Origin of the sequence: Allomesorhizobium aridi (genome assembly GCF_043769475.1) — a bacterium.
In the GTDB taxonomy this organism is placed as follows: Bacteria; Pseudomonadota; Alphaproteobacteria; order Rhizobiales; family Rhizobiaceae; genus Allomesorhizobium.
This window is the reverse complement of sequence record NZ_CP171729.1, coordinates 2,348,803-2,372,116: the sequence shown is the minus strand read 5'-3', so window position 1 is coordinate 2,372,116 and position 23,314 is coordinate 2,348,803. Positions and strand designations below refer to the sequence as shown.

The window sequence follows — 23,314 nt, the reverse complement described above, 5'->3', positions numbered from 1 at the left end:
TGGTCAGTCGATGACGATGAGTTCGCGCGGCACGTCGCAGAGGCGTTCGCCGCCGCGTTCGGTGACCACGAAGGATTCCGAGATCGAGATGCCGAAATCCTCGAGCCAGACGCCGGCCATGAAGTGGAAACACATGCCGGGCTGCATCTCGGTGGTGTCGCCGGGCCGGAGGCTCGCTGTGCGCTCGCCCCAATCGGGCGGGTAGGCGAGTCCGACCGGATAGCCGACGCGGCTTTCCTTCTTCAGGCCGTTCTTGCGCAGCACGGCCTGCCACGCAGCCTCGACCTCCTCAGCGGTCTTGCCGGGCCTGGTCAGCTCCAGGCCTGCGTCGACGCCTGCGACTATCGTCTTGGCCATATCGATCATGGCCTGCGGCGGCTTGCCGAAATGCACGGTCCGCGTCAGCGCCGCATGGTAGCGATGCCGCACACCGGCGATCTCGATGATGGCGAGGCCATTGTCCGGCAACGGCGCGTCTGACCAGGTCAAATGCGGCGTGCTTGTTCCTTCGCCGACCGGCACCAACGGGCAGATCGCGGCATAGTCGCCGCCGACGCCCGGCAGGCCCATGATCTGCGCGTGATAAATCTCGGCGATGACATGGTTCTGGGGCACGCCCGGCCGCATCTTTTCGATGCCGCGCCTCATCGCGTTGCTGCAAATGGCGCCCGCCTCGCGGATCAGCGCCAGTTCCGCGTCCGACTTCACCAATCGCGCCCAGTTGACGAGGTCGTGGTTGTTGGCGAAGCGGGCATCGGGCAGACCCCGGGTGAGATGAGCGTGGCAGCGCGCCGTGTAATAGTGAGCGTCCATTTCGACGCCGATGCGCGCGTTTGCCCAGCCGCGCGCCCGGATCAGTTCGGCGAGTTCGTCATAGGGATGCTCGACCGGCTGCTGGACCAGGCGCTCGGAGAACGGAACGACGTTGCGTTCGGGCAGGCCGGTGGTCATGCGCGCGCTCTTTGCGTCCTGAGCCCTGCCGAACCAGATCGGCCGCTCCTCTTCGAGATGGACGAGTACGCATTGCGGGACGTAGAATGACCAGCCGTCATAGCCGGTCAGCCAGCACATATTGGCGGGATCCTGGCATATGATCAGGTCGAAGCCGGCCTTTTCCATGCGCGCCTTCACGTCGGCCAGGCGCCGTGCGTATTCCGTATCCGTGAATATCCCGAAGCCGCTCATGATCCTCCCCGCGCCGCCATGTTCCAGGCACAAGGTTCTCGCGCTGAGTTCAATTGTGCACAACTATTCGACAATCTGGCTCGCAAAATCGACTAATGTCCAGATTTCTGGTCGATGTAACATCTTCGCTTGTCAGATGTCTAGCGGAGTTGTATACGTCAGATGAGCTTGGGGACGGCTTCGCGAGAAAGGCCGATCCAGGTAACCGCGCAAATCAAAAAAGGGGAACTCATGTTCAAGTCATCAATATCCTGCCGTTCGGTCGTCAAGGCGGCCGCTGTTCTGGCTCTCGCCGGAGCGGCATTCACATCGCTGCCGGCTCAGGCGCAGTCGACGCTCGAGAAGGCCAAGGCGGAGGGTTTTATCCGCGTCGGCTTCGCCAACGAGGCGCCGTTCGGCTTCGCCACGCCTGACGGCAAGCTGACCGGCGAGGCGCCGGAAGTCGCCAAGGCAGTGCTCGCCAAGATGGGCATTGCGCAGGTGGACGGCGTGCTGACCGAATTCGGCTCGCTCATTCCGGGTCTCAAGGCCGGCCGCTTCGACATCATCGCAGCCGGCATGTTCATCAACCCGAAGCGCTGCGCCGAGATCAATTTCTCCGAACCGTCTTACGGCATCGGCCAGGCCATGCTGGTGGCGAAGGGCAACCCGAAAGGGGTGAAGGACTATTCCAGCATCAAGGACAATGCCGACCTCAAGCTGGCCGTGATGGCGGGCGCCGTCGAGGGCGGTTATGCGAAGGACGCGGGCATTGCAGCCGAGCAGGTTGTTTCCTTGCCCGATCAGTCCAGCCTTGTCGCGGCCGTCCAGTCGGGCCGCGCGGATGCCGCCGCGCTGACCGCCTTGTCGATCGCCGACATGGCCAAGAAGGCCGACGGCGTCGAATCGACCACGCCGTTCGGCGAGGTTGCCGGCAAGTCGGTGAAAGGCCATGGCGGCTTCGGTTTCCGCAAGGAGGACACGGATCTGCTCGAGGCGTTCAACGCCGAGCTGAAGACGTTCCTCGGCTCGTCGGAGCATATCGCGCTGGTCGAACCGCTCGGCTTCGGCAAGGACTATCTGCCGAACAAGACCACAGCCGAGCTTTGCGCCGGCCAATAAGTTCCCAACTGCTGGCGGCGCGAGAGCGCCGCCCCTTTTTTGGAGGCGCAGATGGGAATCGGTACACTGGTTGGCATGCTTGTCGCAGCACTTGCCGTGATCGGCATGCTGGCGACGCAGGAAGAATATAGCCTGTTCCTGCCGGGACTTTTGCAGGGCGCGGTCCTGACAATCGAGATCGCCGTGCTCGGCAGCCTGCTCGCCGTCGTCATGGGCGTGCTCGCCGCGCTGGCGCGGATGTACGGTCCGGCGCCGCTCCGATGGCTGGCAACGGTCTATGTCGAGATATTCCGCGGCACCTCGGCGCTGGTGCAACTGTTCTGGCTGTTTTTCGTGCTGCCGCAGTTCGGCCTTTCGCTCGATGCGTTTCCAGTGGCCGTCTTGGCGCTGGGCCTGAACGTCGGAGCATATGGATCGGAATGCGTGCGCGGGGCGATCCAGGCCGTCGCGCGCGGCCAGTGGGAGGCGGCGACCGCTCTAAACATGAGCCGCCCCCAGATGCTGCGCCGGATCATCCTGCCGCAGGCTTTCGTCGCGATGATCCCGCCTTGGGGCAATCTGTTCATCGAGCTGTTGAAATCGACCGCGCTGGTCTCGCTGATCACGCTTTCGGATCTCGCCTTCAAGGCGCAGCAGATGAACCAGAACACGTTCAAGACCATTCCGATCTTCACCCTCGTCCTGCTGATGTACCTCGCCATGTCGCTGGTGCTGACCATAGGCATGAGATTTCTCGAGAAGCGCGCATCGCTCGGGCTGGCGCGGGGGAGGGCAGCATGATCTGGGATTGGGCCTTCGCCTTCGAAATCATTCCGGTCCTCGCCAGCGCGGCCATCGTCACGATTGAGGCGACGGTGCTTGGCTTTGCGATCGCCGCATCGCTGGGTCTCGTGCTGGCCGTGGTCCGCATCGCCGTGCCGTGGACCGGCTGGACGATCTCGGTGCTCGTCGAGCTGATCCGCTCGACGCCCCTGCTCATCCAGATATTCTTTATCTATTTCGTCTTCCCGAAATTCGGCGTCGTGCTCGACGCCTTCACGGCCGGCGTGCTCGCCATCGGCATCCATTACGCCGCGTACTGCTCGGAGGTCTACCGCGCCGGGTTCGACAATATCCATCGCGGCCAGTGGGAAGCCTCGATCGCGCTCAACCTTTCGCAATGGACGACCTTCCGCGACATCATCATCCCGCAGGTCATCCCGCCGATCGTGCCGGCGCTCGGCAACTATCTCGTAGCGCTGTTCAAGGAGACGCCGCTGCTTTCCGCGATCGCGGTCCTGGAACTTATGCAAACCGCCAAGATCATCGGCTCCGAGACGTTCCGCTACACCGAGCCGATCACGCTGGTCGGCCTGTTCTTTCTTTTGATGAGCCTGGTTTCGGCCGCGCTTATCCGCTCCCTTGAAGGCGTGCTCAACCGGAGGACCATGCGATGACCGAACAACCAATGGTCCGCTTCGAGAACGTCTCGAAACGCTACGGTGCGCTGACCGTTCTCGACGGGCTCAATCTCGATGTGGCCCGGGGCGAGAAAGTTTCCGTCATCGGCCCGTCCGGCTCGGGCAAGACCACGGTGCTGCGCATGCTGATGACGCTGGAAACGATCAACGACGGCGTCATCTGGGTCGAAGGCGAGCCGCTCACGCACATGGAGAGGAACGGCAAGCTGGTGCCCGCCGATCTCGCCCATATCCGCAAGATCCGAGCCAAGATCGGCATGGTGTTCCAGTCGTTCAACCTGTTCCCGCACATGACGGCGATGCAGAATTGCATCGAGGCGCCGATAACGGTGCTCGGAATGAAACGGGCCAAAGCGGAAGAACGCGCCGCCGAGCTTCTGGACATGGTCGGACTGTCGCAGAAGAAGGGTCACTACCCCTCGCAGCTCTCCGGCGGCCAGCAGCAGCGCGTTGCGATCGCCAGGGCGCTTGCCATGCGGCCCAAAATCATGCTGTTCGACGAGGTGACCTCGGCGCTCGATCCCGAACTTGTCGGCGAAGTGCTGGAGGTCATCCGGAAACTCGGCAGGGAACACGACCTGACCATGCTGATGGTTACCCATCAGATGGGCTTCGCCAAGGAATTTTCTGATCGCGTCTGCTTCTTCCATGCGGGCAAGATCTGCGAGCAGGGTCCGCCGAGTGAGCTCTTCGGTGCACCCAAGAACGAGCGGACACGGCAATTCCTGCACGCTGTCCTGGAGGCCGGATGACGCTTGAAACGGGCGCAGCGACCGTGACGGAGACTGCTTCCGCGCCGCGCCCGCTTTCGGCGCGGAAACGGTTCGAGCAGAATCTATCGCATTTTGCGCGACCGCATCTGTCTGCTCGACTACCCGCCCGGAAGCCGACTCTCCGAGGAGGAGTTGGCGCAGGAGTTCGAGATCAGCCGCACGCCGGTTCGCCGTGTCCTGGCGCGGCTTGAATCCGAAGGTCTGGTCCAGTCCGTCCATGGCGTCGGCACGCTTGTTACCGACGTCGACATCGAGGAATTGCAGCAGGTCTATCATCTGCGCCTGGAACTGGCGCTGCTGATCGGCAGGCTCTCGCCGATCCCGCGCACGGCGGCCGATCTCGACCGGATTCGGGCGCTCATTGCGCGTTGCGATTCCGACGTCCTCAATCCCGATCAGCGCGCGTTCCTGCGCCTCAACATGGATTTTTTCTACGAGTTGACCGCCATGACCGGCAACCAGCCGCTGCGCGAGATCAGCGAGCGCCTGTATTTTCAGGTTGCACGCGTGGTCCTGAAAATGATGCCGCGGCTCGGTCTTGTGGAAGAGTTCACCGCGTTCCGCCGCGAAATGGAGGAGGTGCTTGCCGCAGCAGAGATCGGCGATTGGGAATCGATCGGACATATAAGACGCGCCCATATCTCAATGAGCTTCCGCCGCATGATGCGGCATGCGGCCAGCCTGAAGATCGATAAAAACGATTCTCGGGCGTAGTTTTCACCGCAGCGGCAGAACCTCCGCCCATTCGAAGGTGGAGTTGATCCGAACACTCATCGCCCGGCCATCGCCACCGGATGGTCCACTCATCAGGTCCGCAGCGAGGCTGACCGGTGTCCGATTGCGGCTGCTCGGGCAGTCTTGTCCTTGGGCTTGTTGCACTAATTTACTAGAGACGTCGCGCCTCGTGAGCCGTTGCCGCCGTCCGCAGACTGAACGATGGCGGTCCCATTGAACCTAGGCAGAACATGGCTGCGCTTGGAGCGGAAATGATGGAGACCAGCATAAGGAAGCTATTCGAGCGATATGAGCGCTTTTTCAAGCAGTCCCTTGGCGGCGACATAGACATGGATGAGGTCGCATCTCTGTATGCCTCCGACTTCATAGCGGCGACGCCTGCCGGGGTCATGACCGGAAAAAACGACGATCAGCTCAAGCAAGTCATGGTGCAAGGCTATGCACACTATCGGGCGATAGGCACAAAGGAAATGCGGATACGCAACGTCCGCCTCTCACCGATAGACGAACATCATTGCGTGGCTCATGTCGCCTGGACGGCAACCTATGGCCGCAAGAATCAACCGGACGTAGCGATAGATTTCGATGTTCACTACTTCGTTCAGATGTTGGACGGGGAGCCGAAGGTTTTCGGCTGGGTGTCAGGCGATGAGCGGGCGCTTCTTGGGAAGCATGGCATCATCTGAAGTTCGCGTCCTACATTGTCAAAATTCAAACGTGCCGTCCCGTGGAGGTCCCATGCAGCTGACAATGGTCAGGGTAGTCTGTGCCATCGGCCAATCGGGGCAACTCGGCCTCGACGGCGGCTTGCCGTGGGAAGGCAACCGATCGCCGGAGTTCATCGCCGACGTTGCGCGGTTTTTCGACATCACTAGGGGACACGTCTTGCTCGCCGGGCCAAAGACGATCGCGAGCATTCCTGAATTCGCTCGCGGCGATCGGGAACTCTTCGTGGTGCGCTCCAGCATGGATCCCGAGGACACGCTCAAGCGCTTTGCCGGCCGCATCGTCTTCATCGGTGGCGGGCCGCCAGTCTGGGACGCCTATGCCCGCTTCGTCAGCCACTGGGATGTTACGCGGCTACCCTATGACGGGCCGGCGGATCGCTGGTTCAATCCCGGTTGGCTTACAGAGGTTGGTCGTCGCGATTACGTGAGCGGCTTGTAGGCGATGGCCTCGATCTCGACCAGGATGTCGATCATCAGCCGCGATTCAGCGGTGGAGCGCGCCGGCGGGTTGGTCGGGAAAAAAGGGTGCGTAGGCAGCGTTGAACTCGGCAAAGTCCTCGGCCCGCTTCAGCCATACCGTGGTCTTGACCACATCCGACAGCTCGCAGCCGGCCAGCGCCAGGGCGGCGGCGATGTTCTCCAGCACCTTCGTCGTCTGCGCGCCGACGCCGCCCTCGACAATACGGCCGTCGACGACCGGCACCTGGCCGGAGATGAAGACGAAGTCGCCCGCCCTCACCGCCGGGGAGAGCGGGACATGCGAAGTACCGAAATGTTGCTTGGTCATGATCATCCCTGTTGTGTTGTTGCAGCGGAAGGCACCGCCGATAAATAGCTGCCGGCGGCGCTCACGTGGCCGAACCCTCAACCGCTCAGATCGACTTGCCGCGCGCCTCGACCCGCAGCGCGCCCTTTAGCTGTCCGCCGCTGACGATGAAGAGGCGATCGAACAGGTTGGTGACGACGCAGGTGTGGTTGGGCAGGACGTGGACACGGTCGCCGACGGCGGGAGGCGCTGCGCAGCGCGAAACGTCGAGCAGGCCGTGCTCCTCGTTCAACTTATAGATAACTGAGTCCGGATGTTCGAGCACAAGCCCGTAGCCGTCGAGCCCGAGCAGGTCGGAGGTGAGCGCCTTGGAGCCGGCGTCAATGATGGCGCGCCCGGCCGTCGGCCGGCTGACCACGGTGGCCAGCACCGTCATCGCGCACTGATCAAGCGTCGCCGCGCCGCAGGCGAGCAGCGAACGGTCGTTGTAGATATAGGTGCCGGCGCGGTATTCGGTCAGCAGTTCGAGCCCGTCGTCCTTCCACATGTCCGGGCTGCCGCCCGAAGACACCGTCGGGACGGCGAGGCCGGCGGCTCGGCACGCTGCGATTGCCGCCTGCAACGCCTGTTCCGTCTGCAGCCGCTTGCCCGCGGCGGGATAGGTCATCAGCCCGCCGAATTTCGCCCCTTTGGCGGCGGCGATGCGCAGAGCCAGCGCTCCGATGGCGACCGGGTCGGCGAGGCCGCACCGTCCGCCGCCCGTGTCGCATTCGACCAGCACGGTGATCGTCGCCCCGGCCGTCCGCGCGGCGGCAGCGACCGCCTCGACGACCTCGGCGCTGTCGGCGACGACGGCGAGATTGCAGCGCGCTGCGACGGCGCCGAGCCGCATAAGCTTCGCCTCGCCCAGCACGTTGGTAGTGAGGAAGATGTTTGAGATGCCGGCATCGGCCATGATCTCGGCCTCGCCCACCGTCTGCACGGTGATGCCGCTCGCACCGAGTTCCAGCTGCCGCAGCGCCCAGGCGACGCTGCGGTGCGTCTTGATGTGCGGCCTGTTGGCGAGGCCGGCGCGATCGCAGCGCTGCTGCCAGTGCACGAGATTGGCATCGGCGACGTCCGCGTCGATGAGGACAGCGGGGGTCTCCAGCGTGGCGAGCGTGCGGTCGAGCGGCTGCAGCCGGGAACGCAACGGTTCGGGCAGTTCTGTCATGTCAGGCATTCCTCCATCACAAACGCGGAGGCCGCTCCGCTTCGTCACTTCCCGAACCAGCCGTCCTTCAGGCAGCGCATATACCCGAAGATCATGCCATGCTTGCGCGCGAATACCACTTCTAGGAAATCGCCGACGCTCGGCCTGCCTGAATCTCAACACGCCTACTTAGAGGATTGATAGCGATGAAACATCATTTCTGAAATCCATTTGACTAAATAATCGCTCGGTGTAACGTCACCCTACGGAAGGGGTTGCACGTGGCGCTCAGAGGGACCAACCAGGAGTTTGGCCGGCCGTACAACCGACGGATCGTGCTCGAGTCGGTCCGCCTGCACGGTCCGACGACACGCGGCGAAATTGCCCGGCGGGTGGGGCTGACGGTCCAGACTGTTTCGACGATCGTCCGGGAACTGGAAGAGCAGAAGTATCTTGTTTCCTTTCGCGACAACCCGAAGGGACGGGGGCTGCCGCCCACAATGCTCCGGATCAACCCGGATGGCGGGTTCGCGATTGGCGTCCATATTACGCCGATTGGGGTCAATGCGGCGCTGATCGACCTGAGTGGAGACGTCGTCGCCAGCCTGCATCAAGCGGTGACGAACGCATCGCCCGTAGATGCTTTCGAGATCGTCGCGGCAATGACGCCCAAACTGATCCAGCACAAGCCGAAGGGCCGCATGCTAGGCATTGGCATGGCGTTGCCCGGTCCGTTCGGCGTCGAGTCCATGAGTTTCGTCGGCCCAACGACGATGACCGGCTGGGAAAACGTCGCCATCAGGGAGCGCCTGGCCGAGCTGACGGGCCTGCCGGCATTCCTGGAAACGGACATGGCAGCCGCGGCACTCGGCGAGCAACTCTACGGCCTCGGCAAACATTTTTCGGAATACTATTACCTCTACCTGGGTGTCGGGCTTGGCGGCGCCCTGGTGCATGAAGGCCGGGTGATGCGCGGCGCGTGGGGCAACGCCGGCGAAATCGGTCACATCCCGGTCGTGCCCAACGGCGAGCCTTGTCCGTGCGGCAATCGCGGCTGCCTCGAGCGCTATGTTTCGCTTGACGCCTATCGCCGTGCAAAGACGAGCGAGGCAGCTTGGCTCAAAACCGTGGCGCCGATCTTCCGCAATGCGATCACGACGATCGAGAACCTGTTCGATCCGGAGACAGTGGTGCTTGGCGGCCTGGCATCGGCCGGTCTGCTTGATCGCATGGCAGAACTGGGGGCGGATCTGCCGAACTCGATTGCCGCACGACGGGATCGCAAAACGCCGCGCGTCGTCGTCGCGCGCGGCGGCGAGCACTCGGTGTTGCGCGGGGCGGCAGCACTTGCCGTGTCGGGCGTGCTTTCGCCGCGTTTCGGCCAGATGTTCACGGGCGAACGCGAGCGCGACATTCTCGACGGCCGGGGGATCGCTGCATGACGGCGCCGCTGCTCGTGTTGGAGGATATCCGCAAGAACTACGGCGCAATCGAAGCGCTGAAAGGCATCAGTTTTTCCATCGGGAAGGGCGAGGTCGTCGCGCTGCTCGGCGACAACGGCGCAGGCAAGTCCACGCTGGTGAAGATCATCTCCGGCGGTCTCGAGCCGACATCGGGCCGGATGCTTTTCGAGGGGGAGGAGTTTCAAGCCAAGTCTCCCGCGGCGGCCAAGGCAGCCGGCATCGAGACCGTGTACCAGGACCTGTCGCTCTGCACGAATGTCGATGTGGTCGCGAACTTCTTCATGGGGCGGGAGATCACCCGCAAATTCCTCGGCATTCCCGTCCTCGACGAACGCACCATGGAGGCCGAGGTGGCGAAGGCGCTGGCCAATGCCGGGACGCGCATCCCGTCGCTTCGCACCAATGTCGAACATCTCTCGGGCGGCCAGCGCCAGGCGATCGAACTGAACCGCTTCGTGCACTGGGGCGGCAAGCTGGTGCTGCTCGACGAACCGTTCGCAGCGCTGGGCGTGGAGCAGACGAGGCGCGGCCTCGAGATGATTCGCCAGGTCGCTTCGCAGGGGATCGGCGTCATCATCATCACGCATATCATGCAGCAGGCATTCCAGGTTGCCGACCGGATCGTGGTGATCCGCCAGGGCGTCGTGGCGGGGGATATGCCACGGTCGAACACAAGTCCCGACGCGGTGGTCAAAATGATCACCGGGGAAACTCTTGCCGGGACCGGACCGGCAGGCGGACGGGCACAATGAAGGGGTCCGGCACAAGAGGAGCAAGAACATGAAACGAATAGTTCTGTCCGCCTTCGGCTTTCTGGCATTGGCGCTTGCCATGCTGATGCCGGCCTTCGCGCAGTCGAAGGGAACTGTGTACTACCTGGTGCCGACACTGCTCGACGAGTTCCAGACCGGTTCGGTCAGTGCGCTCGAAATGTTCCTGAAGCAGGTCGGCTACGAGATGAAGACGCTCAATGCCGACAACAAGACGGACGCACAGCAGAGCCAGATGAACGACGTGATCACGCTGAAGCCTGCAGCGGTCATCCTCGCGGCCGTCGATTTCAACGCGCTGAAACCATCCATCGAAGCGGCCCGCGCCGCCGGTATTCCCGTGGTCGAATTCGACCGTCAGATAACCTCGACGCCTTCGGACTTCACGTCGGTGGCCGGTACGGTCGAGATCGGCTATGTCGCAGCCGAACAGGCGCAAAAGCTGCTGACGGCCAAAAACGGCTCGGTGAAAGGCAAGATCCTCCAGGTGCTTGGCGACCCCGGAGATCCTTACACGCTCGATATTCAAAAGGGTTTCGAGGAGAAGATGAAGGCCTTTCCCGAAGTCACAATCATCTCGCATCCTGCCATGCAGTGGGAAGCGAGCAACGCCGGCACCATCGTCGCCGACCAACTGCTCGCCAATCCCGACATCGACTTGATCTTCAACCACGCGGCGCATCTTTCGGTGGCCGCCGTGGCATCGCTCGAGGCGGCGGGCAAGAAGCCAGGCGACGTGTTGATGATGAGTTCGAACGGGGCGCCGGTCGGTCTCGATCTGATCCGCAAGGGTTGGCTTAACGTCGAGGTCGAGCAACCGCTCTACGCTCAGGCTGCGGCCGTCGCGATGTTCATGGACAAGATCGTCGGCAAGCAGGAGATCAAGCCTGGCGAATACGATGTGCTGGGACTGAAGTCGACCGTGACCAAGGAAGCATGGGGACCGAACATCAAGATCCCGGGCGCTGCAATAGACAAGAGCAACGTCGATAACCCGGCCTTCTGGGGCAATTTGAAGCCGCCTTCGGACACCGTGAAGCCGGTCGAGTAGATCCAACCTCGGTCGCCCGCGGGCCGAACCTTTCAACCCGCAGGCGGACCGTTCCAGCCGGAAGGCCTCATGCACGCACGGACGCGAAGCACCCTCGAGTTTATCCTGGACCATCTCGTCTGGTTCATGCTGCTATTCGTGCTGGCGATCTTTTCGGCCTTTGTGCCTAACTATTTTCAGATTGGCATTTTCGCCAACATCATCGAGGCGTCGAGCGTGCTCGGCGTCATGTCGATCGGCCTGGCGCTGGTTATCATCTCCGGACACATGGATCTCTCCGTGGAATCCGTCGCCGCACTTGGCGCGATGGCGGTCGGCACCCTGTTTTGCTCGGCCGGCATCGGCATGGGCATAAGGCTGAGTCCCGAATGGCTGATGGTGCCGGTGTCGCTGCTGGTGGCACTTGCCGTCGGCGGGTCGGTCGGAGCGCTCAACGGCTTCCTGATCGTCAAGGCCGGCATGAACGCCTTCATCATCACGCTGGCATCCTACATCTGGGTGCGTGGGCTGGTGGTCGCGGTTTCGGGCGGACGTTCCGCGCAGGACCTCGCGCCAGCGATCCGCTGGTTCGGCATCCAGCGGTTCATCGGCCTTCCGCTCACGGCGTGGATCGCGATCCTCTGCTTCGTCGGCTTCTCGCTGGTCATGGCCAAGACGCCGTTCGGCCGCCACCTGATCATGATCGGCGGCAACGAAACGGCAACGTTTCGCGCCGGCATTCGCGTCAAGCGCAACCTGATCATCGCTTTCGTTCTGGCCGGCGCGATAGCCGGCCTCGCAGGCTGGCTGCTTGCTATCCGCACCTCCGGCGCGACGGCCAATCTCGGCGTCGGACTGCTGTTCAACGCCTTTGCGGCCGTGGTGATCGGCGGCGTCAGCCTCAAGGGCGGCGTCGGGTCGCTGCCGGGCGTCTACGCAGGCGTCCTGCTGCTCTCGTCGATCAACACGGCAATCAATCTGATGGGCCTGCCTTCCAATTTTACCCAGGTCATCCACGGGTTGCTGGTGCTTGCGGCAGTGCTTCTCGACACGTTCAAGCAGACATTGCGCCAGAGGCTCGCATGACCGATCGATTGGAAGGCAAGGTGGCCCTGGTTGTCGGTGCCGCGCGAGGCATCGGTAAAGGCATTGCGCTGCGGTTCAAGGAGGAGGGCGCCAACCTTGTGCTCGCCGACATCGAAACTGCCGCCGGACAAGCGACTGCCGATGAACTGGGCGTGCCTTTCATCCGCACCGATATTTCGAAAATGGGTGACGCGGAAGCAGCTGTCGCCCTGGCGCTCGCGACCTTCGGCAGGCTCGACATCGTTGTCCAGAACGCCGGCATCTACCCCTGGCAGCTGATCGAAAACACAAGTCCGGAGGACTGGGACCGCGTCATGGCCGTAAACCTGCGCGGCACCTTCAACGCCGCACTGACGGCACTCGTTCCGATGAAAGCCCAGGGTTCGGGGCGCATGCTGTTCACCTCGTCCATAACAGGACCGCACGTGACCAGCCCGGGGCACGGCCACTACTCGGCAACGAAGGCCGGCATCAACGGATTCATTCGTGCTGCCGCGCTGGAATTCTCCGGCTACGGGATCACGGTGAATGGCGTCGAGCCGGGCAATATCCTCACCGAGGCCATCCAGGAGCACCGCGGCGCTGCCTTCATCGAGAACATGGAAAACGCGATCCCGCTGGGGCGTCTGGGCAGTCCGCGAGATGTTGCAAACGCGTTCCTTTTCCTCGCCTCGGACGAGGCGAGCTACATCACGGGTACGACGATAGTGGTCGATGGCGGACAGCTTTTGCCCGAAGGGGCCGACTTCCGCATTTTGCCGCCGGCCTGAGCATTCAATCGGCGCGTCGTGTTTCAACATAGCGCGCGACGGCTGCACGAACCGGATCAGGTCCGGATGGGGCCACCCGCGCCAAGTCCGGCCATGATCATCTCACAAACTCATTCCTTCTTGGGGAGCCGCCGATCCGGGCGAGCATGCCGCCATCGATGCGGATGATTTCGCCAGTGATGAATGAGGCCTTCTCGGATGCGAGGAAGCTGACGAGTTCCGCCACCTCCTCTGGCCGGGCGCTGCGGCCAAGCGGGTGCATATCGTTGATGGTCTGCCAGAGGGCGGCCGGATCATCGGCCTGCGCCACCGCGTCGCGCAGCATCGGGGTATCCACCGATCCGGGAGCGACACCGTTGACGCGAACTCCATGCGGGGCGCTGTCGACCGCCATGGCGTGGACGAGCCCGACAAGCCCGTGCTTGGCCACCGAATAGGCGACGACCCCCGTCTGGCTGGCCAAGCCCTGAACCGAACCCATATGGACGATACTGCCCTTGCTTTCACGCAACATCGGCATGACCGCCTTCGAGATCCGGAACGCGCCGGTGAGATTGACCCCGATTACTTCGGCCCAAAGTTCGTCGCTGGTGGTTTCGACCGTGCCGTAGCGCTGGATGCCGGCATTGTGCGAGAGCACGTCAAGTCCGCCGAAGGCGCTGCGGGCGCGCTCGGCCGCCGCCTCGCAATCGGAAGTCAGAGCCACCGACCCAACCACGGCCTCGACCTTTGCGCCGGCGCGTCGAAGCGCTGCAGCCGCGATTTCGAGCCCGGCCGCGTCCACGTCGAGAAGCACCTGCGCCGCCCCATCGCCGGCGAATTGTTCGGCAACGGCACGCCCGATCCCCTTGGCGGCTCCGGTCACCAGTACTCGCTTCATCCCATCCTCCACCGCTCGCACAACAACCTGTCGTCGCTCGACACAATTTTTCGCTTATAAAAACTATTTGCGCAAGCAAAAATGCTGACGCATAGTCGTGGTCGCGATGCAGGGGAGGACGAGATTTGATCACAGGGGTTGCCTGGGACCACAAACGTTGCTGGGGTCCGCTGGAGGCGAGTGTCGAGCCCTATCGCACGCTCACCGGGCAGGCAGTCCGCTGGGATCGCCGCGACCTCTACAGCTTCGGGGAAGGGGATCTTTCCACCTTCGCCGACAGGTACGATCTGGTGATCTTCGACCATCCCTTCGTCGGCGATGCGTGCAGCAAACACTGGCTGCTCGATCTCAGCCAATTCCTAGATGCGCATGACCGGCAGATGTTTGGCGAAAATGCGGTCGGCGCCTCGTGGCGATCCTATTCCTATAATGGTGGCATATGGGCGCTGCCGATCGACACCGCGGCGCAGACGGCAGCCTGGCGCGTCGACCTCCTGGAGAGGCATGATCTGGCGGCGCCGAGATCGCTTGACGAAGTGCTGGCGCTCTCTGGACGCGCCTCGGCCCACGGGTTGTCGATCGGCTGGCCGTCGGTGCCGACGGACCTGATGTGCACGATGCTTTCGGTAGCGGCAAGCATCGGGCTGAAGCCCGGTCACGGCCACGGAGATTTCCTGTCGTTTGCCGACGCCTGCACCGTGGTGGGCTATCTCAAGGCCCTGTCCAAGGCGGCGCACCCGAATTCGAAGCATTGGAACCCGATCCGCTGCCTCGACCATATGGCGGCCAATGACGATGTCGCCTACGTGCCTTATCTCTTCAATTACGTGAACTATTCGACGGTCGACGCGCCGCGCTGCATCACCTTCGGGGCGGCGCCGACTATCGCTATAGATCTGCCGGCGAGCACCATTCTCGGCGGCGCCGGTATCGGAGTCAGCGCCCGGTCGGCGAACCCGAAGGCAGCGTTCGACTATGCGATGCATCTGTGTTCGCCCCGTTACCAGTCGACCGAATATGTGAGCGCCGGCGGTCAGCCGGGGAGCCGCTCAGCCTGGCAATCGGACGAATGCAACCGGATTTCCGGCGGGTTCTTCCGCAACACGCTGCCGGTGCTGGACCAGGCCTATCTGCGTCCCACCCATCCGGGTTTTGTGCCTTTCTTTCACGACGCGACCCTGCGGCTCGCCGCGGTCGTGTTCGAAGATGCGCCGCTGCGGCCGTTCATCGACTGGCTCAATGGTCATTATGAGCAAATCCGCCCCGAAACGGCGGCCGCAGCGAGCTGACAATGACGCAGGAAATCGAGAGCGAAATCGAAACCCTGGAAGCCGCTGGCGGCTCCAAGCGGAGCTATTCCGTGCCGGCAGCCGAGAAGGCCCTGGACATCATAGAGTTCATGGCCGGCCAACCCGACGGCATGACGCTGACCGAGCTCGCCGGTGCGCTGGGGCGGAGCGTGCATGAACTCTACCGAGTGATTTTGGTGCTGGAGGCACGGGGCTATCTATATCGGCGCGCCAATTCAGACAGGTACCGCATCTCGCTCAAGCTGTTCGAACTGGCGCACCAGACGCCTTCGGTGCGCCAACTCACGGATTCCGCGCTGCCGATCATGCAGGGACTGGCGCCGGCCGCGCTGCAATCCTGCCATCTGGCGGTGCTGAGCGGCCATGAGGCGCTGATCGTGCTGCAGATCGAGTCACCCCTGCCGATGCGCTATTCGGTGATGCTGGGCGCAAAGTTCCCTTTCGAGGAGACGAGTTCGGGCGTCGTCATCTATGCCTACTCCTCGCCTCGGGTGCGTGAGCAACTTGACGCCTGGCTGCGCCGGGGCGAGCACGCCGAGAGTGAAATCGGACAGGTGGCGGCGCGTGCGGAAGCGACCTTGAAGGCGGGCTGCGAGGTCAAGAAGTCGCTGGCGGTTACCGGCGTGACCAATATCTCGGTGCCGATCTTCGACTATCTCGGCCATGTCGTCGCCGCCCTCACTGTGCCCTACATGCCCCAGCGCGCGGCGACCGTGCCGCTCGAACAGGTACGCGACCTCGCCTTGGAGGCCAGCCGCGCGATTTCGAGCGAGCTCGGCGCGCGCAACCTCGCGCTCAATCCAGAACCCACCGGCCGCAAGAAGGCTTGAACCATGTCCCTCGTAAAATCCAACCGTCCCACGATCGAAACGCTCGAGGCCCTGGCAGGTCGCGTCGCGTCGGGCACGCGGCTGTCGGTGGGTGGTCACCATTTCGCCCGGCTGCCGGTCGCGCTCCTGCGCGAGATCGCCAGACGCGGCGTCGATAAGCTCAACTACTTCGCCTGGGCCGGCGGGCTGCCGCTCGAACTGCTGCTCGAAGCCGGGGCGGTCGCCAGCATCGATATCTGCTTTTCAAGCCTCGACATATTCGGGCTCGCTCCGAAGTTCCGCGAAGTTGCGGAGGCTCGCAGCATCCCGGTCAACGACTGGCCGGCTCTCAGCATGATCCAGGGATTGCGGGCGGCGCAGCAGAACCTGCCGTTCATGCCGGTGCAGCTTCCGGAAGGCTCGACCATGCTCGAGCAGTGCCCGGCGGTGCGGTTCCATCGCGACGAGCGTACCGGGCGGGTGGTTGGGCTCGTCGAGGCCCAGACCATCGACACCCTGCTCCTGCATGCGCCGCGGGCCGACAGCGCCGGCAATGTCGAGATCCCTGGCGCGCGGGCGCTGGACCTGGCGATGGCCGGCGCGGCGCGGCAGGTGCTGGTGACGGTCGAGGAGATCGTGCCGGCCGGAACCCTGGCGCAAGGCGGGCGGCAGACGATACTTACGCGCAATCTGGTGACGGCGATCGCTCAGGTTCCGGGCGGCGCCTATCCCGCATCCTGCCTGCCGTTCTATGCGACCGACTACGGCCGGATAAGGGACGTGCTCGACGGTCGGCATGGCAGCCTGGTCGAGGCGCTGGAGCGCCCGCGGCAGGCGCCGTCGGACTTGCTGCGGCGCGCCGCGAAAGTTCCGGCAGAGGCGATCTCGGCCATGGCTTTCCGCAGCGACGCGGTAGACAGGGATGCGCCCGCGAGCATCGACGAGCTGATGGTGGCGCGGATCGCGCGGATGCTCGACAACGAGTCCTTCGCGAGCGCGGGCGCGGTGTCGCCGCTCGGCAATGTCGCCTACCGGCTGGCCAAGGCCACCTATGCGCCGGATCTCTTCATCAGCACGTTCAGTTGCGGGCATGTCGACATTGCCCCCGGCACGATGACGCTCAGCCTTCTCGAAACCATGGACGCGCAAACGGCGGTCGCTCATTGCGGCGGCGATGACACTTATTCGACCTATTACCAGGCCGGGTTCGTGACGCACGAGATCATCGGGGCGGCGCAGGTCGATGCGCGCGGGCGAACCAACAATCTCGAACTCACCAAGCCGTCGGGCGGCAGGCTGCGGCTGCCGGGGCAGGGCGGGATGTCGGATGTCGCCAACATGCACCGGAACTACGTGGTCTATGCGCCTCGCCATGGCCGGGCCGCACTTGTCGAGAGCGTCGAGACTGTGAGTTCGGCCCGCGGCATCATCTCCGCGGACGACCGCCGGCGCGCCGGCTACCAGCCGGGGGACGTCTGGCTCGTCACCAATCTGTGCGTGTTCCGCTTCGACGAGGCGCATGGCCAGTTGGTGGTGGTCGAGACCATGCCGGAAGTGAGCCGCGAGACGATACTTGCCGAGACCGGCTTCAAGGTGATCTTCGCCGTCGACTGCAAGCCGATGGAGCTGCCCACCGCACAAGAACTCAAGGTGCTGCGCGAGGACATCGACCCGCTCGGCATCAGGCGGCTAGAATTCGTCGGCGCCCGCGACCGCGGTGCGCTGCTCGACGAAATTCTCGAACGGGACCGGCAGGGTACGGCGCGCGTGGTGGCGGCTGCATGAGAGTTGGACAAATGCGGTGCGGCTAGCTGACCGATCCATCGGCGTCGCCGGCTACCTGGTCGAGCACCGGAAGCACGGCACGCAAATGCGTCGTCATCGCAGCCGCGGCCTGTTCCTCGTCGCGTCGGCGCAGCGCCTCGAGGATCAAGCGGTGCTCGGCGATAATGCTATCGGCGCTGCGCGGCCAGTGGACCGAGACATAGCGCAGGCGGTTCTGATGCACCTTCAGGTCGTCAAGCTCATCGGCCACGGCAAGCAGGTCCGCGGCTTTGTGGATCGAACGGTGAAACTCCTCGTCGAGTTCGAACAGCCGGCGCAGATCGTTGCGGCCGGCGGCGACGACCTGGTCTTCGATGAGGTTTCGTATCTCGGCGAAGTGCGCATCGGTGGCGGTCCGGCAAGCGCGGCGGACCACCTCGACCTCGACGGCCTCGCGGATGAACTGCGCGGCGCGCACCTTTTCCAGCCGGATCGGCGAGACGCGCGTACCGCTCTGCGGAAAGATTTCGACAAGCCCGAGATTGGCGAGGCGCAACAGCGCCTCCCGCACCGGCGTTCGAGACACGCCCAGCCGTTCGGCGAGTTCGTTTTCGCGGATCGGCTCCAGCGGCCGCAGCACGCCGAACACAATGTCGCGCCGCAGCAGCTCAAACACGTTCTGCGCGGTAGAGCGCGGCTTCATCGCAGGTGGTGGTGTGGTGGCGGACATCTCAGCTTCTATGAAAGGACGCTCTAGACAACTTCTGTGTACTAATATATTAATAGCCAAATCCGGTCAATGGCCGGCGATGCGGCCAAGGGTTTCGACCAGGAAGCAAAGCAGCTTCTTCGGTTCCCGCGCCGCGAAAACAAAACCCACCGGGAGGAAAACCGTGATCAAGTCGTCAATCAAATTGCTCGCCACATCCGCCGTGCTCGCGGTCATGTCGGCGCATGCCATGGCCGCCGATATGCCCAAGAAGATCGGCTATGTTACGAACTACGCCACGCATGAGTGGTACCAGAACGTCATCAAGGGCATGGAGGATCGCGCCAAGCAGCTCGGCATCGAGTTCGAAGTCCGCGACGCCAACCTGGACGTCGCCAAGGAAGTCTCCGCGGCCGAAGACTTCATGTCCCAGGGCGTCGACGTCCTGATCATCACGCCGGTGAACGAGGAAGGCGTGGTGCCGCTGGTTCGCCGCGCCAAGGAAGAGGGCCTACCGCTCGTGCTGGAAGGCAATCCGGTCAGGGGCATGACCACCATGGTCGCCATCTGCGACTACGACACCGGCTATTACGCAGGCGTCGAAGCCGGCAAATACGCCAAGGAGCATCTGGACGGCGTCGCCAGGGTGATGAATGTCGGCCTGCCGCTGCTTTCGGCCACCGTGCTGCGCTCGCAGGGCTTCATGGATGGCCTGAAGACCGAGATTCCGGACGCCGCCATGGTCCACGACCTCGACGGCGGCGGCAACCCGGACCGCGCGCTCGAAGTCTCGGCGGCCGCGCTCGCCCAGAACAGCGACGTCAACATCATCTACGGCATCAACGACTCTTCGTCGCAAGGCGGGCTGCAGGCCTGGAAAGCTTCCGGGCGTCCGCAGGACAAACTTCTCGTCGTCGGCACCGGCGGCGAAGGCCTCGGCTTCATCAACATGATGAGCACAGAGCCATCCTACAAGATCGAAGCCGCCATGTTCCCCGAGAAGGTGGGGTTCACCACGATCGACGCCGCTGTCAAGCTGTACAACAAGGAAGAGGTGCCCGAGCACATCGTCTCGCCGACCACTCCAATGGTGGGCGACGCGTGGAAAAAATTCTACTCGGTGGAAGGAACCACGCGCACGATCAACTGGGAAGCAGTCAACGCGCTGAAGCCCGCCGACAAGTGCATGAAGACCGCGGCGGACCTGTAACCGCTTCGCTTCGCCTCCGATGGGACCCGCCCTCGGGCGGTCCCGCTTCACCTCCGTTTACCGTCGGCGCAGCCACCCATGAGCGATCTCATCCAACCCGCAAAAGCGGATCCGGTAGTCGGCAGGCTCGCCGGCAACAGTCAGATCGTCCTGATCGGCCTGCTGGTGCTTTTGTGCCTGGCCATCTCGATAGGCGCCCCGCAATTCTATTCGGTCGAAAACGTCATCGCCATCCTGCGGCAATGTTCGCTGGTGCTGATCGTTGCCGCGGGCATGACCATGCTGCTGATCGCCGCCGAGGTCGACCTTTCGGTTGGCGCCTCTCTGGCTTTTTCCGGATGCGTGGCGATGGACGTCACCAACAAGACCGGGAACGTCGCGATGGGGGCGCTGGCGGGCATCCTCTTCGGCGGGGCCGTCGGCCTCTTCAACGGCATCGTGGTCACCCGGCTGAAGGTCAATTCGCTGATCGCCACGATCGCGACCATGATGATCCTGCAGGGCGGCGTGTTCCTCTTCACACGCGAAGCAGTGCAGAACCGGCACCTGCAGCGCGGGTTCACGGAGATCAGCACCGGTTATATCGGGCCGATCCCGATCCCGGTGATAATCGCCGCCGCCATAATTATTCTCGCCTATGTGGTGCTGCGCCATACGACCCTTGGCCGTTACATATACGCCGTCGGCGCCAATGAGAAAGCGGCTCGGCTTTCCGGCCTGCGCCCCGAGCGGCTGAGGCTTCTGGTCTTCGTCGTCACCGGGCTCCTTACCGGTCTTGCCGGTCTCATCCTGTCGTCGCTGATGAACACAGGCCAGCCGACGGCCGGTCGCGGGTTCGAGCTGACCGTGGTCGCTGCGGTCATCCTGGGCGGCACCAGCCTGACGGGCGGCCGCGGCACACTGATCGGCACGCTGCTGGGCGTTCTGGTGCTCAAGGTGATCGACAACGGCATCATCATCCTGCGCTGGGACCAGAACCTGCAGATGGTCGTTCCTGGGATAGTCATCGTCGTTGCAACCTATCTCGATCTGGTGCGGAGGACGTCCGATGCACGCTGACTTCGCAATCGAAAAGCCGCCGCAGATAACGCCCGGTATCCCGGCGCTGGAAATGGCCGGAATAGGCAAACGTTTTCCCGGGGTGCTGGCCCTGGAAAACGTCGACCTTCGCCTCGAGCCCGGCAAGGTCCACGCCCTGATGGGCGAGAACGGTGCCGGCAAGTCGACATTGATCAAGATCCTGGCGGGCGTTTATCAGAAGGATGCCGGCACGATCCGGATCGGCGGCGTCGAGGCTCAGCTTCACACACCCCGCGACGCCTTGAAGGAAGGCATCAAGGTGGTGTTCCAGGAGATAGCCCTGATCTCCGAATTCACCGTGGCCGAGAACATCTTTCTTGAGGAATATCCGGTCAACAAGGCCGGCTCCATCCGCTGGAGCGCGATACGCAAGGAAGCCGCCGCGCTGTTCGCGCGCATCGGCTTCAATGTCGACCCCGCCGCCAAGGTCGGCAGCCTGCCGCTCAGCCAGCAGCAGATGGTCGAGATTGCGCGCGCGCTTGCCCATGAGGCACGGATCGTTGTCATGGATGAGCCGACCTCGTCGCTCACCCCCAACGAAGTGGCGCTGCTGTTCGGCGTGATCCGGCGGCTGACCAGTCTCGGCATTGCCGTCGTCTACGTCACCCACAAGCTCGACGAAGTGTTCGAGATTGCCGATACCGTGACCGTGCTGCGCGACGGGCGACATATTTCGACGAAGCCAATCGGCGAGCACACCAATGACAGCCTGATCCAGGACATGATCGGGCGGCGCATCGAAAACCTCTTCCCGCGCTCGCGCGGCCCCGCCCGCGACCAGGTGATAGTCTCGGTGGAAGACCTTTCGACAGACGCAAAACTCAAGGACATCTCGTTCAGAATCCAAGGCCGGCGAGGTACTCGGCTTCTTCGGGTTGATGGGGGCGGGACGCACCGAACTTGCCAAGGCGATCGTCGGCTTCGACCCGATCCGCACCGGCCGTATCACGATCGACGGCAAGGCCCTGCATCCCCATGACACGAGGACGGGCGTGTCGCTCGGGATCGGTCTTTTGACGGAAGATCGCAAGTCCGAAGGGCTGATGCTCGACTTGCCGGTTCTGCAGAATACCAGCCTAGCTTCGCTGCAAAGCTTTGCCCGCGGCGGTTTTGTCGACGAAACCCGGGAGCGGAGCGCCGTGCAGGCGTTCGTCGACCGGTTTCGCATCAAGACCCCCAACCTCGACCAGCAGATCAAATACCTTTCGGGCGGCAACCAGCAGAAAGTTCTGCTGGCCCGCTGGCTGATGCGCGGGCTCAAGGTCATCGTCGTCGACGAGCCAACCCGCGGCATCGACGTCGGCGCCAAATCCGAAATCTTCGCGCTGATCGACCGGTTGGCCGGCGAAGGGCTGGCGGTCATCATGATGACCTCCGAAATGCCCGAACTGCTCGGCCTCAGCGACCGCATCGCGGTAATGGCGAACGGGCGGATCACCGCCACCATGTCGCGCGATGAAGCTACCCAGGAGAAGATCCTAAATGCCGCAATCGCCTAGCCTGTCCGCGGCTGCCGGGCCGCGCAGCGTCTCGGAATTCGCAGTGGCATTGTCGCGCCGCAACGAAGTGGCGTTGCTCATCTGCTTTGTGCTGCTCGTCGCCTTCTTTTCGCTGGCGTCGGACAACTTCCTCACCACGCGCAACATCACCAATGTCCTGGGGCAGGCTTCGCTTGCCATGGTTGCCGGGATCGGTCTGGCCGTCGTTGTCATCTCGGGCGAGATCGACGTCTCGATCGGCTCGCTCGCCGGCGCGGTGGCGATCCCATTGGTCGTCGTCATGAATTCGACCGGTTCACTCGAGTTGGGCATCGCGGCGGCGCTGCTGCTCGCGCTCATCGTGGGCGCGGTCAACGGCTATCTCGCAGCCTATGTCGGCATTAACTCGCTGATCGTGACGCTAGGCAGCCTCTTCGTCATCCGCGGAGGCGTCTATCTCTACACCGGCCAGAAGGCCATTCCGGACGATCTGATGCTCGAAAGCTTCTACCAGATCGGCAATGGCCGGCTTTTCGGCGTCGTCCCCTATCCCGCGGTGATGGCCGCCGTGCTGCTCGCCGCCTTCATCTACGTGATGCGCCACCGGCCATTCGGGCGGCAGATCTATGCCGTGGGCGGCAACCAGGAAGTGGCACGGCTTGCCGGCTACGACGTCCGTTGGGTCAAGTTCATCTGCTTTATCATCAGCGCGCTCCTTGCTGCGGTAGCGGGAATACTGCTGTCCTCGCGGCTCGGTTCGGCCGTGCATGTGGCCGGACTCGGTTTCGAATTCCAGGTGGTGGCGGCAGTGGTGCTGGGCGGGGTCAGTCTTTCGGGCGGCGTCGGCAGCCTTTTCGGCGTGGCACTCGGCGTGCTCATCCTCTCCTTTCTCGCCAATGGCCTGGGCATGCTCAACCTGGCGACCGAATGGCAACTGGTGGTCACCGGCATCATCATCATCGCGGCGGTCGCCTTTGATGAAATGAAGCGCCGGCGCTGACATGAAGGGTGCAAC

Annotated in this window: 24 protein-coding genes and 1 pseudogene; 20 read left to right on the top strand and 5 right to left on the bottom strand. The window is 63.2% G+C overall.

The features are described from left to right. Positions 1–3 precede the first annotated feature (3 nt). Positions 4–1,185 (bottom strand): M24 family metallopeptidase, encoded by a 1,182-nt coding sequence (locus ACG873_RS13715; RefSeq protein WP_394892403.1) that lies wholly within the window; start codon positions 1,183–1,185, stop codon positions 4–6. 231 nt (positions 1,186–1,416) lie between these two features. On the opposite strand from ACG873_RS13715, the gene ehuB reads away from it, so the two are divergent. From ehuB to ACG873_RS13680, 7 genes are all read left to right on the top strand, one after another. After that, positions 1,417–2,286 (top strand): ectoine/hydroxyectoine ABC transporter substrate-binding protein EhuB, encoded by an 870-nt coding sequence (ehuB, locus tag ACG873_RS13710; protein ID WP_394892401.1) that lies wholly within the window; start codon positions 1,417–1,419, stop codon positions 2,284–2,286. A gap of 51 nt (positions 2,287–2,337) precedes the next feature. Further along, positions 2,338–3,066, top strand: coding sequence for an ectoine/hydroxyectoine ABC transporter permease subunit EhuC (gene ehuC / locus ACG873_RS13705; RefSeq protein WP_394892400.1), 729 nt, complete (start codon positions 2,338–2,340; stop codon positions 3,064–3,066). Next, positions 3,063–3,722 (top strand): ectoine/hydroxyectoine ABC transporter permease subunit EhuD, encoded by a 660-nt coding sequence (ehuD, locus tag ACG873_RS13700; protein WP_394892398.1) that lies wholly within the window; start codon positions 3,063–3,065, stop codon positions 3,720–3,722. Before ehuC ends, ehuD begins: the two co-directional genes overlap by 4 nt. Then, entirely contained in the window at positions 3,719–4,498 is a 780-nt protein-coding gene (ehuA, locus tag ACG873_RS13695) for an ectoine/hydroxyectoine ABC transporter ATP-binding protein EhuA (RefSeq protein WP_394892396.1), read from the top strand. Before ehuD ends, ehuA begins: the two co-directional genes overlap by 4 nt. Before the next feature lie 93 nt (positions 4,499–4,591). Beyond that, positions 4,592–5,233: a GntR family transcriptional regulator gene (locus tag ACG873_RS13690; RefSeq protein ID WP_394892394.1), complete on the top strand. Its 642-nt coding sequence runs from the start codon at positions 4,592–4,594 to the stop codon at positions 5,231–5,233. Between the two features lie 275 nt (positions 5,234–5,508). Continuing rightward, positions 5,509–5,940: a nuclear transport factor 2 family protein gene (locus ACG873_RS13685; protein ID WP_394893499.1), complete on the top strand. Its 432-nt coding sequence runs from the start codon at positions 5,509–5,511 to the stop codon at positions 5,938–5,940. Positions 5,941–5,992: 52 nt separating this feature from the next. Further along, entirely contained in the window at positions 5,993–6,421 is a 429-nt protein-coding gene (locus ACG873_RS13680) for a diacylglycerol kinase (RefSeq protein WP_394892393.1), read from the top strand. Here the strand turns inward: ACG873_RS13680 and ACG873_RS13675 are convergent. After that, positions 6,403–6,769 (bottom strand): annotated as a pseudogene (locus ACG873_RS13675) (RidA family protein). The gene ACG873_RS13680 and the pseudogene ACG873_RS13675 sit on opposite strands and share 19 nt — an antisense overlap. Positions 6,770–6,854: 85 nt before the next feature. Continuing rightward, on the bottom strand, positions 6,855–7,961 hold the full coding sequence (locus tag ACG873_RS13670; RefSeq protein ID WP_394892392.1) for an alanine racemase: 1,107 nt from the start codon (positions 7,959–7,961) through the stop codon (positions 6,855–6,857). A 260-nt stretch (positions 7,962–8,221) separates the two neighbouring features. On the opposite strand from ACG873_RS13670, the gene ACG873_RS13665 reads away from it, so the two are divergent. From ACG873_RS13665 to ACG873_RS13645, 5 genes are all read left to right on the top strand, one after another. Further along, complete coding sequence (locus tag ACG873_RS13665) at positions 8,222–9,382, top strand: ROK family transcriptional regulator (RefSeq protein ID WP_394892390.1); 1,161 nt, start codon at positions 8,222–8,224, stop codon at positions 9,380–9,382. After that, positions 9,379–10,155, top strand: a complete 777-nt coding sequence (locus tag ACG873_RS13660; RefSeq protein WP_394892389.1) for an ATP-binding cassette domain-containing protein — start codon at positions 9,379–9,381, stop codon at positions 10,153–10,155. Before ACG873_RS13665 ends, ACG873_RS13660 begins: the two co-directional genes overlap by 4 nt. Before the next feature lie 28 nt (positions 10,156–10,183). Beyond that, positions 10,184–11,224 carry a sugar ABC transporter substrate-binding protein gene (locus tag ACG873_RS13655; protein ID WP_394892387.1) on the top strand — a complete coding sequence of 347 codons (1,041 nt, stop codon included), beginning with the start codon at positions 10,184–10,186 and terminating at the stop codon, positions 11,222–11,224. 69 nt (positions 11,225–11,293) lie between these two features. Further along, on the top strand, positions 11,294–12,289 hold the full coding sequence (locus ACG873_RS13650) for an ABC transporter permease (RefSeq protein ID WP_394892386.1): 996 nt from the start codon (positions 11,294–11,296) through the stop codon (positions 12,287–12,289). Continuing rightward, entirely contained in the window at positions 12,286–13,059 is a 774-nt protein-coding gene (locus ACG873_RS13645; RefSeq protein ID WP_394892384.1) for an SDR family oxidoreductase, read from the top strand. The genes ACG873_RS13650 and ACG873_RS13645 overlap by 4 nt, the downstream gene beginning before the upstream one ends. A 97-nt stretch (positions 13,060–13,156) precedes the next feature. On the opposite strand, the gene ACG873_RS13640 is transcribed toward ACG873_RS13645, so the two are convergent. Then, positions 13,157–13,939 (bottom strand): SDR family NAD(P)-dependent oxidoreductase, encoded by a 783-nt coding sequence (locus ACG873_RS13640; RefSeq protein ID WP_394892382.1) that lies wholly within the window; start codon positions 13,937–13,939, stop codon positions 13,157–13,159. 125 nt (positions 13,940–14,064) lie between these two features. Here ACG873_RS13640 and ACG873_RS13635 point away from each other — a divergent pair, with 125 nt between their 5' ends. The 3 genes from ACG873_RS13635 to ACG873_RS13625 are packed head-to-tail and all read left to right on the top strand — an operon-like array spanning position 14,065 to position 17,843. Continuing rightward, positions 14,065–15,228, top strand: coding sequence for an ABC transporter substrate-binding protein (locus ACG873_RS13635; protein ID WP_394892380.1), 1,164 nt, complete (start codon positions 14,065–14,067; stop codon positions 15,226–15,228). 2 nt (positions 15,229–15,230) lie between these two features. Then, the gene (locus ACG873_RS13630) at positions 15,231–16,079 is read left to right on the top strand and encodes an IclR family transcriptional regulator (protein ID WP_394892378.1); all 849 of its coding nucleotides are present in this window, start codon (positions 15,231–15,233) and stop codon (positions 16,077–16,079) included. Positions 16,080–16,082: 3 nt separating this feature from the next. After that, positions 16,083–17,843, top strand: coding sequence for a CoA-transferase (locus tag ACG873_RS13625; protein ID WP_394892376.1), 1,761 nt, complete (start codon positions 16,083–16,085; stop codon positions 17,841–17,843). Between the two features lie 22 nt (positions 17,844–17,865). On the opposite strand, the gene ACG873_RS13620 is transcribed toward ACG873_RS13625, so the two are convergent. Further along, entirely contained in the window at positions 17,866–18,552 is a 687-nt protein-coding gene (locus ACG873_RS13620) for a GntR family transcriptional regulator (protein WP_394892374.1), read from the bottom strand. Between the two features lie 163 nt (positions 18,553–18,715). Between ACG873_RS13620 and ACG873_RS13615 the strand changes: the two genes are divergently transcribed. The 5 genes from ACG873_RS13615 (at position 18,716) to ACG873_RS13595 (ending at position 23,299) form a co-directional block, all read left to right on the top strand. Further along, positions 18,716–19,741, top strand: a complete 1,026-nt coding sequence (locus ACG873_RS13615) for a sugar ABC transporter substrate-binding protein (RefSeq protein ID WP_394892373.1) — start codon at positions 18,716–18,718, stop codon at positions 19,739–19,741. A gap of 78 nt (positions 19,742–19,819) precedes the next feature. Then, positions 19,820–20,800, top strand: a complete 981-nt coding sequence (locus tag ACG873_RS13610) for an ABC transporter permease (RefSeq protein WP_394892371.1) — start codon at positions 19,820–19,822, stop codon at positions 20,798–20,800. Beyond that, positions 20,790–21,800, top strand: coding sequence for a sugar ABC transporter ATP-binding protein (locus tag ACG873_RS13605; protein ID WP_394892369.1), 1,011 nt, complete (start codon positions 20,790–20,792; stop codon positions 21,798–21,800). Before ACG873_RS13610 ends, ACG873_RS13605 begins: the two co-directional genes overlap by 11 nt. Further along, positions 21,700–22,320, top strand: coding sequence for an ATP-binding cassette domain-containing protein (locus ACG873_RS13600; RefSeq protein WP_394892367.1), 621 nt, complete (start codon positions 21,700–21,702; stop codon positions 22,318–22,320). Before ACG873_RS13605 ends, ACG873_RS13600 begins: the two co-directional genes overlap by 101 nt. Then, positions 22,304–23,299 carry an ABC transporter permease gene (locus ACG873_RS13595; protein WP_394892365.1) on the top strand — a complete coding sequence of 332 codons (996 nt, stop codon included), beginning with the start codon at positions 22,304–22,306 and terminating at the stop codon, positions 23,297–23,299. Before ACG873_RS13600 ends, ACG873_RS13595 begins: the two co-directional genes overlap by 17 nt. Positions 23,300–23,314 lie beyond the last annotated feature (15 nt).

Bases quoted from the DNA above. Each gene is read 5' to 3' on its own strand.
- ACG873_RS13620 (WP_394892374.1), bottom strand. From the start codon at position 18,552: ATGTCCGCCACCACACCACCACCTGCGATGAAGCCGCGCTCTACCGCG.
- ACG873_RS13650 (WP_394892386.1), top strand. From the start codon at position 11,294: ATGCACGCACGGACGCGAAGCACCCTCGAGTTTATCCTGGACCATCTC.
- ehuC (WP_394892400.1), top strand. From the start codon at position 2,338: ATGGGAATCGGTACACTGGTTGGCATGCTTGTCGCAGCACTTGCCGTG.
- ACG873_RS13645 (WP_394892384.1), top strand. From the start codon at position 12,286: ATGACCGATCGATTGGAAGGCAAGGTGGCCCTGGTTGTCGGTGCCGCG.
- ACG873_RS13605 (WP_394892369.1), top strand. From the start codon at position 20,790: ATGCACGCTGACTTCGCAATCGAAAAGCCGCCGCAGATAACGCCCGGT.
- ACG873_RS13715 (WP_394892403.1), bottom strand. From the start codon at position 1,185: ATGAGCGGCTTCGGGATATTCACGGATACGGAATACGCACGGCGCCTG.
- ACG873_RS13630 (WP_394892378.1), top strand. From the start codon at position 15,231: ATGACGCAGGAAATCGAGAGCGAAATCGAAACCCTGGAAGCCGCTGGC.
- ehuB (WP_394892401.1), top strand. From the start codon at position 1,417: ATGTTCAAGTCATCAATATCCTGCCGTTCGGTCGTCAAGGCGGCCGCT.
- ACG873_RS13625 (WP_394892376.1), top strand. From the start codon at position 16,083: ATGTCCCTCGTAAAATCCAACCGTCCCACGATCGAAACGCTCGAGGCC.
- ACG873_RS13660 (WP_394892389.1), top strand. From the start codon at position 9,379: ATGACGGCGCCGCTGCTCGTGTTGGAGGATATCCGCAAGAACTACGGC.
- ACG873_RS13640 (WP_394892382.1), bottom strand. From the start codon at position 13,939: ATGAAGCGAGTACTGGTGACCGGAGCCGCCAAGGGGATCGGGCGTGCC.
- ACG873_RS13655 (WP_394892387.1), top strand. From the start codon at position 10,184: ATGAAACGAATAGTTCTGTCCGCCTTCGGCTTTCTGGCATTGGCGCTT.
- ACG873_RS13680 (WP_394892393.1), top strand. From the start codon at position 5,993: ATGCAGCTGACAATGGTCAGGGTAGTCTGTGCCATCGGCCAATCGGGG.
- ACG873_RS13670 (WP_394892392.1), bottom strand. From the start codon at position 7,961: ATGACAGAACTGCCCGAACCGTTGCGTTCCCGGCTGCAGCCGCTCGAC.
- ehuA (WP_394892396.1), top strand. From the start codon at position 3,719: ATGACCGAACAACCAATGGTCCGCTTCGAGAACGTCTCGAAACGCTAC.
- ehuD (WP_394892398.1), top strand. From the start codon at position 3,063: ATGATCTGGGATTGGGCCTTCGCCTTCGAAATCATTCCGGTCCTCGCC.
- ACG873_RS13610 (WP_394892371.1), top strand. From the start codon at position 19,820: ATGAGCGATCTCATCCAACCCGCAAAAGCGGATCCGGTAGTCGGCAGG.
- ACG873_RS13595 (WP_394892365.1), top strand. From the start codon at position 22,304: ATGCCGCAATCGCCTAGCCTGTCCGCGGCTGCCGGGCCGCGCAGCGTC.
- ACG873_RS13685 (WP_394893499.1), top strand. From the start codon at position 5,509: ATGGAGACCAGCATAAGGAAGCTATTCGAGCGATATGAGCGCTTTTTC.
- ACG873_RS13600 (WP_394892367.1), top strand. From the start codon at position 21,700: ATGGGGGCGGGACGCACCGAACTTGCCAAGGCGATCGTCGGCTTCGAC.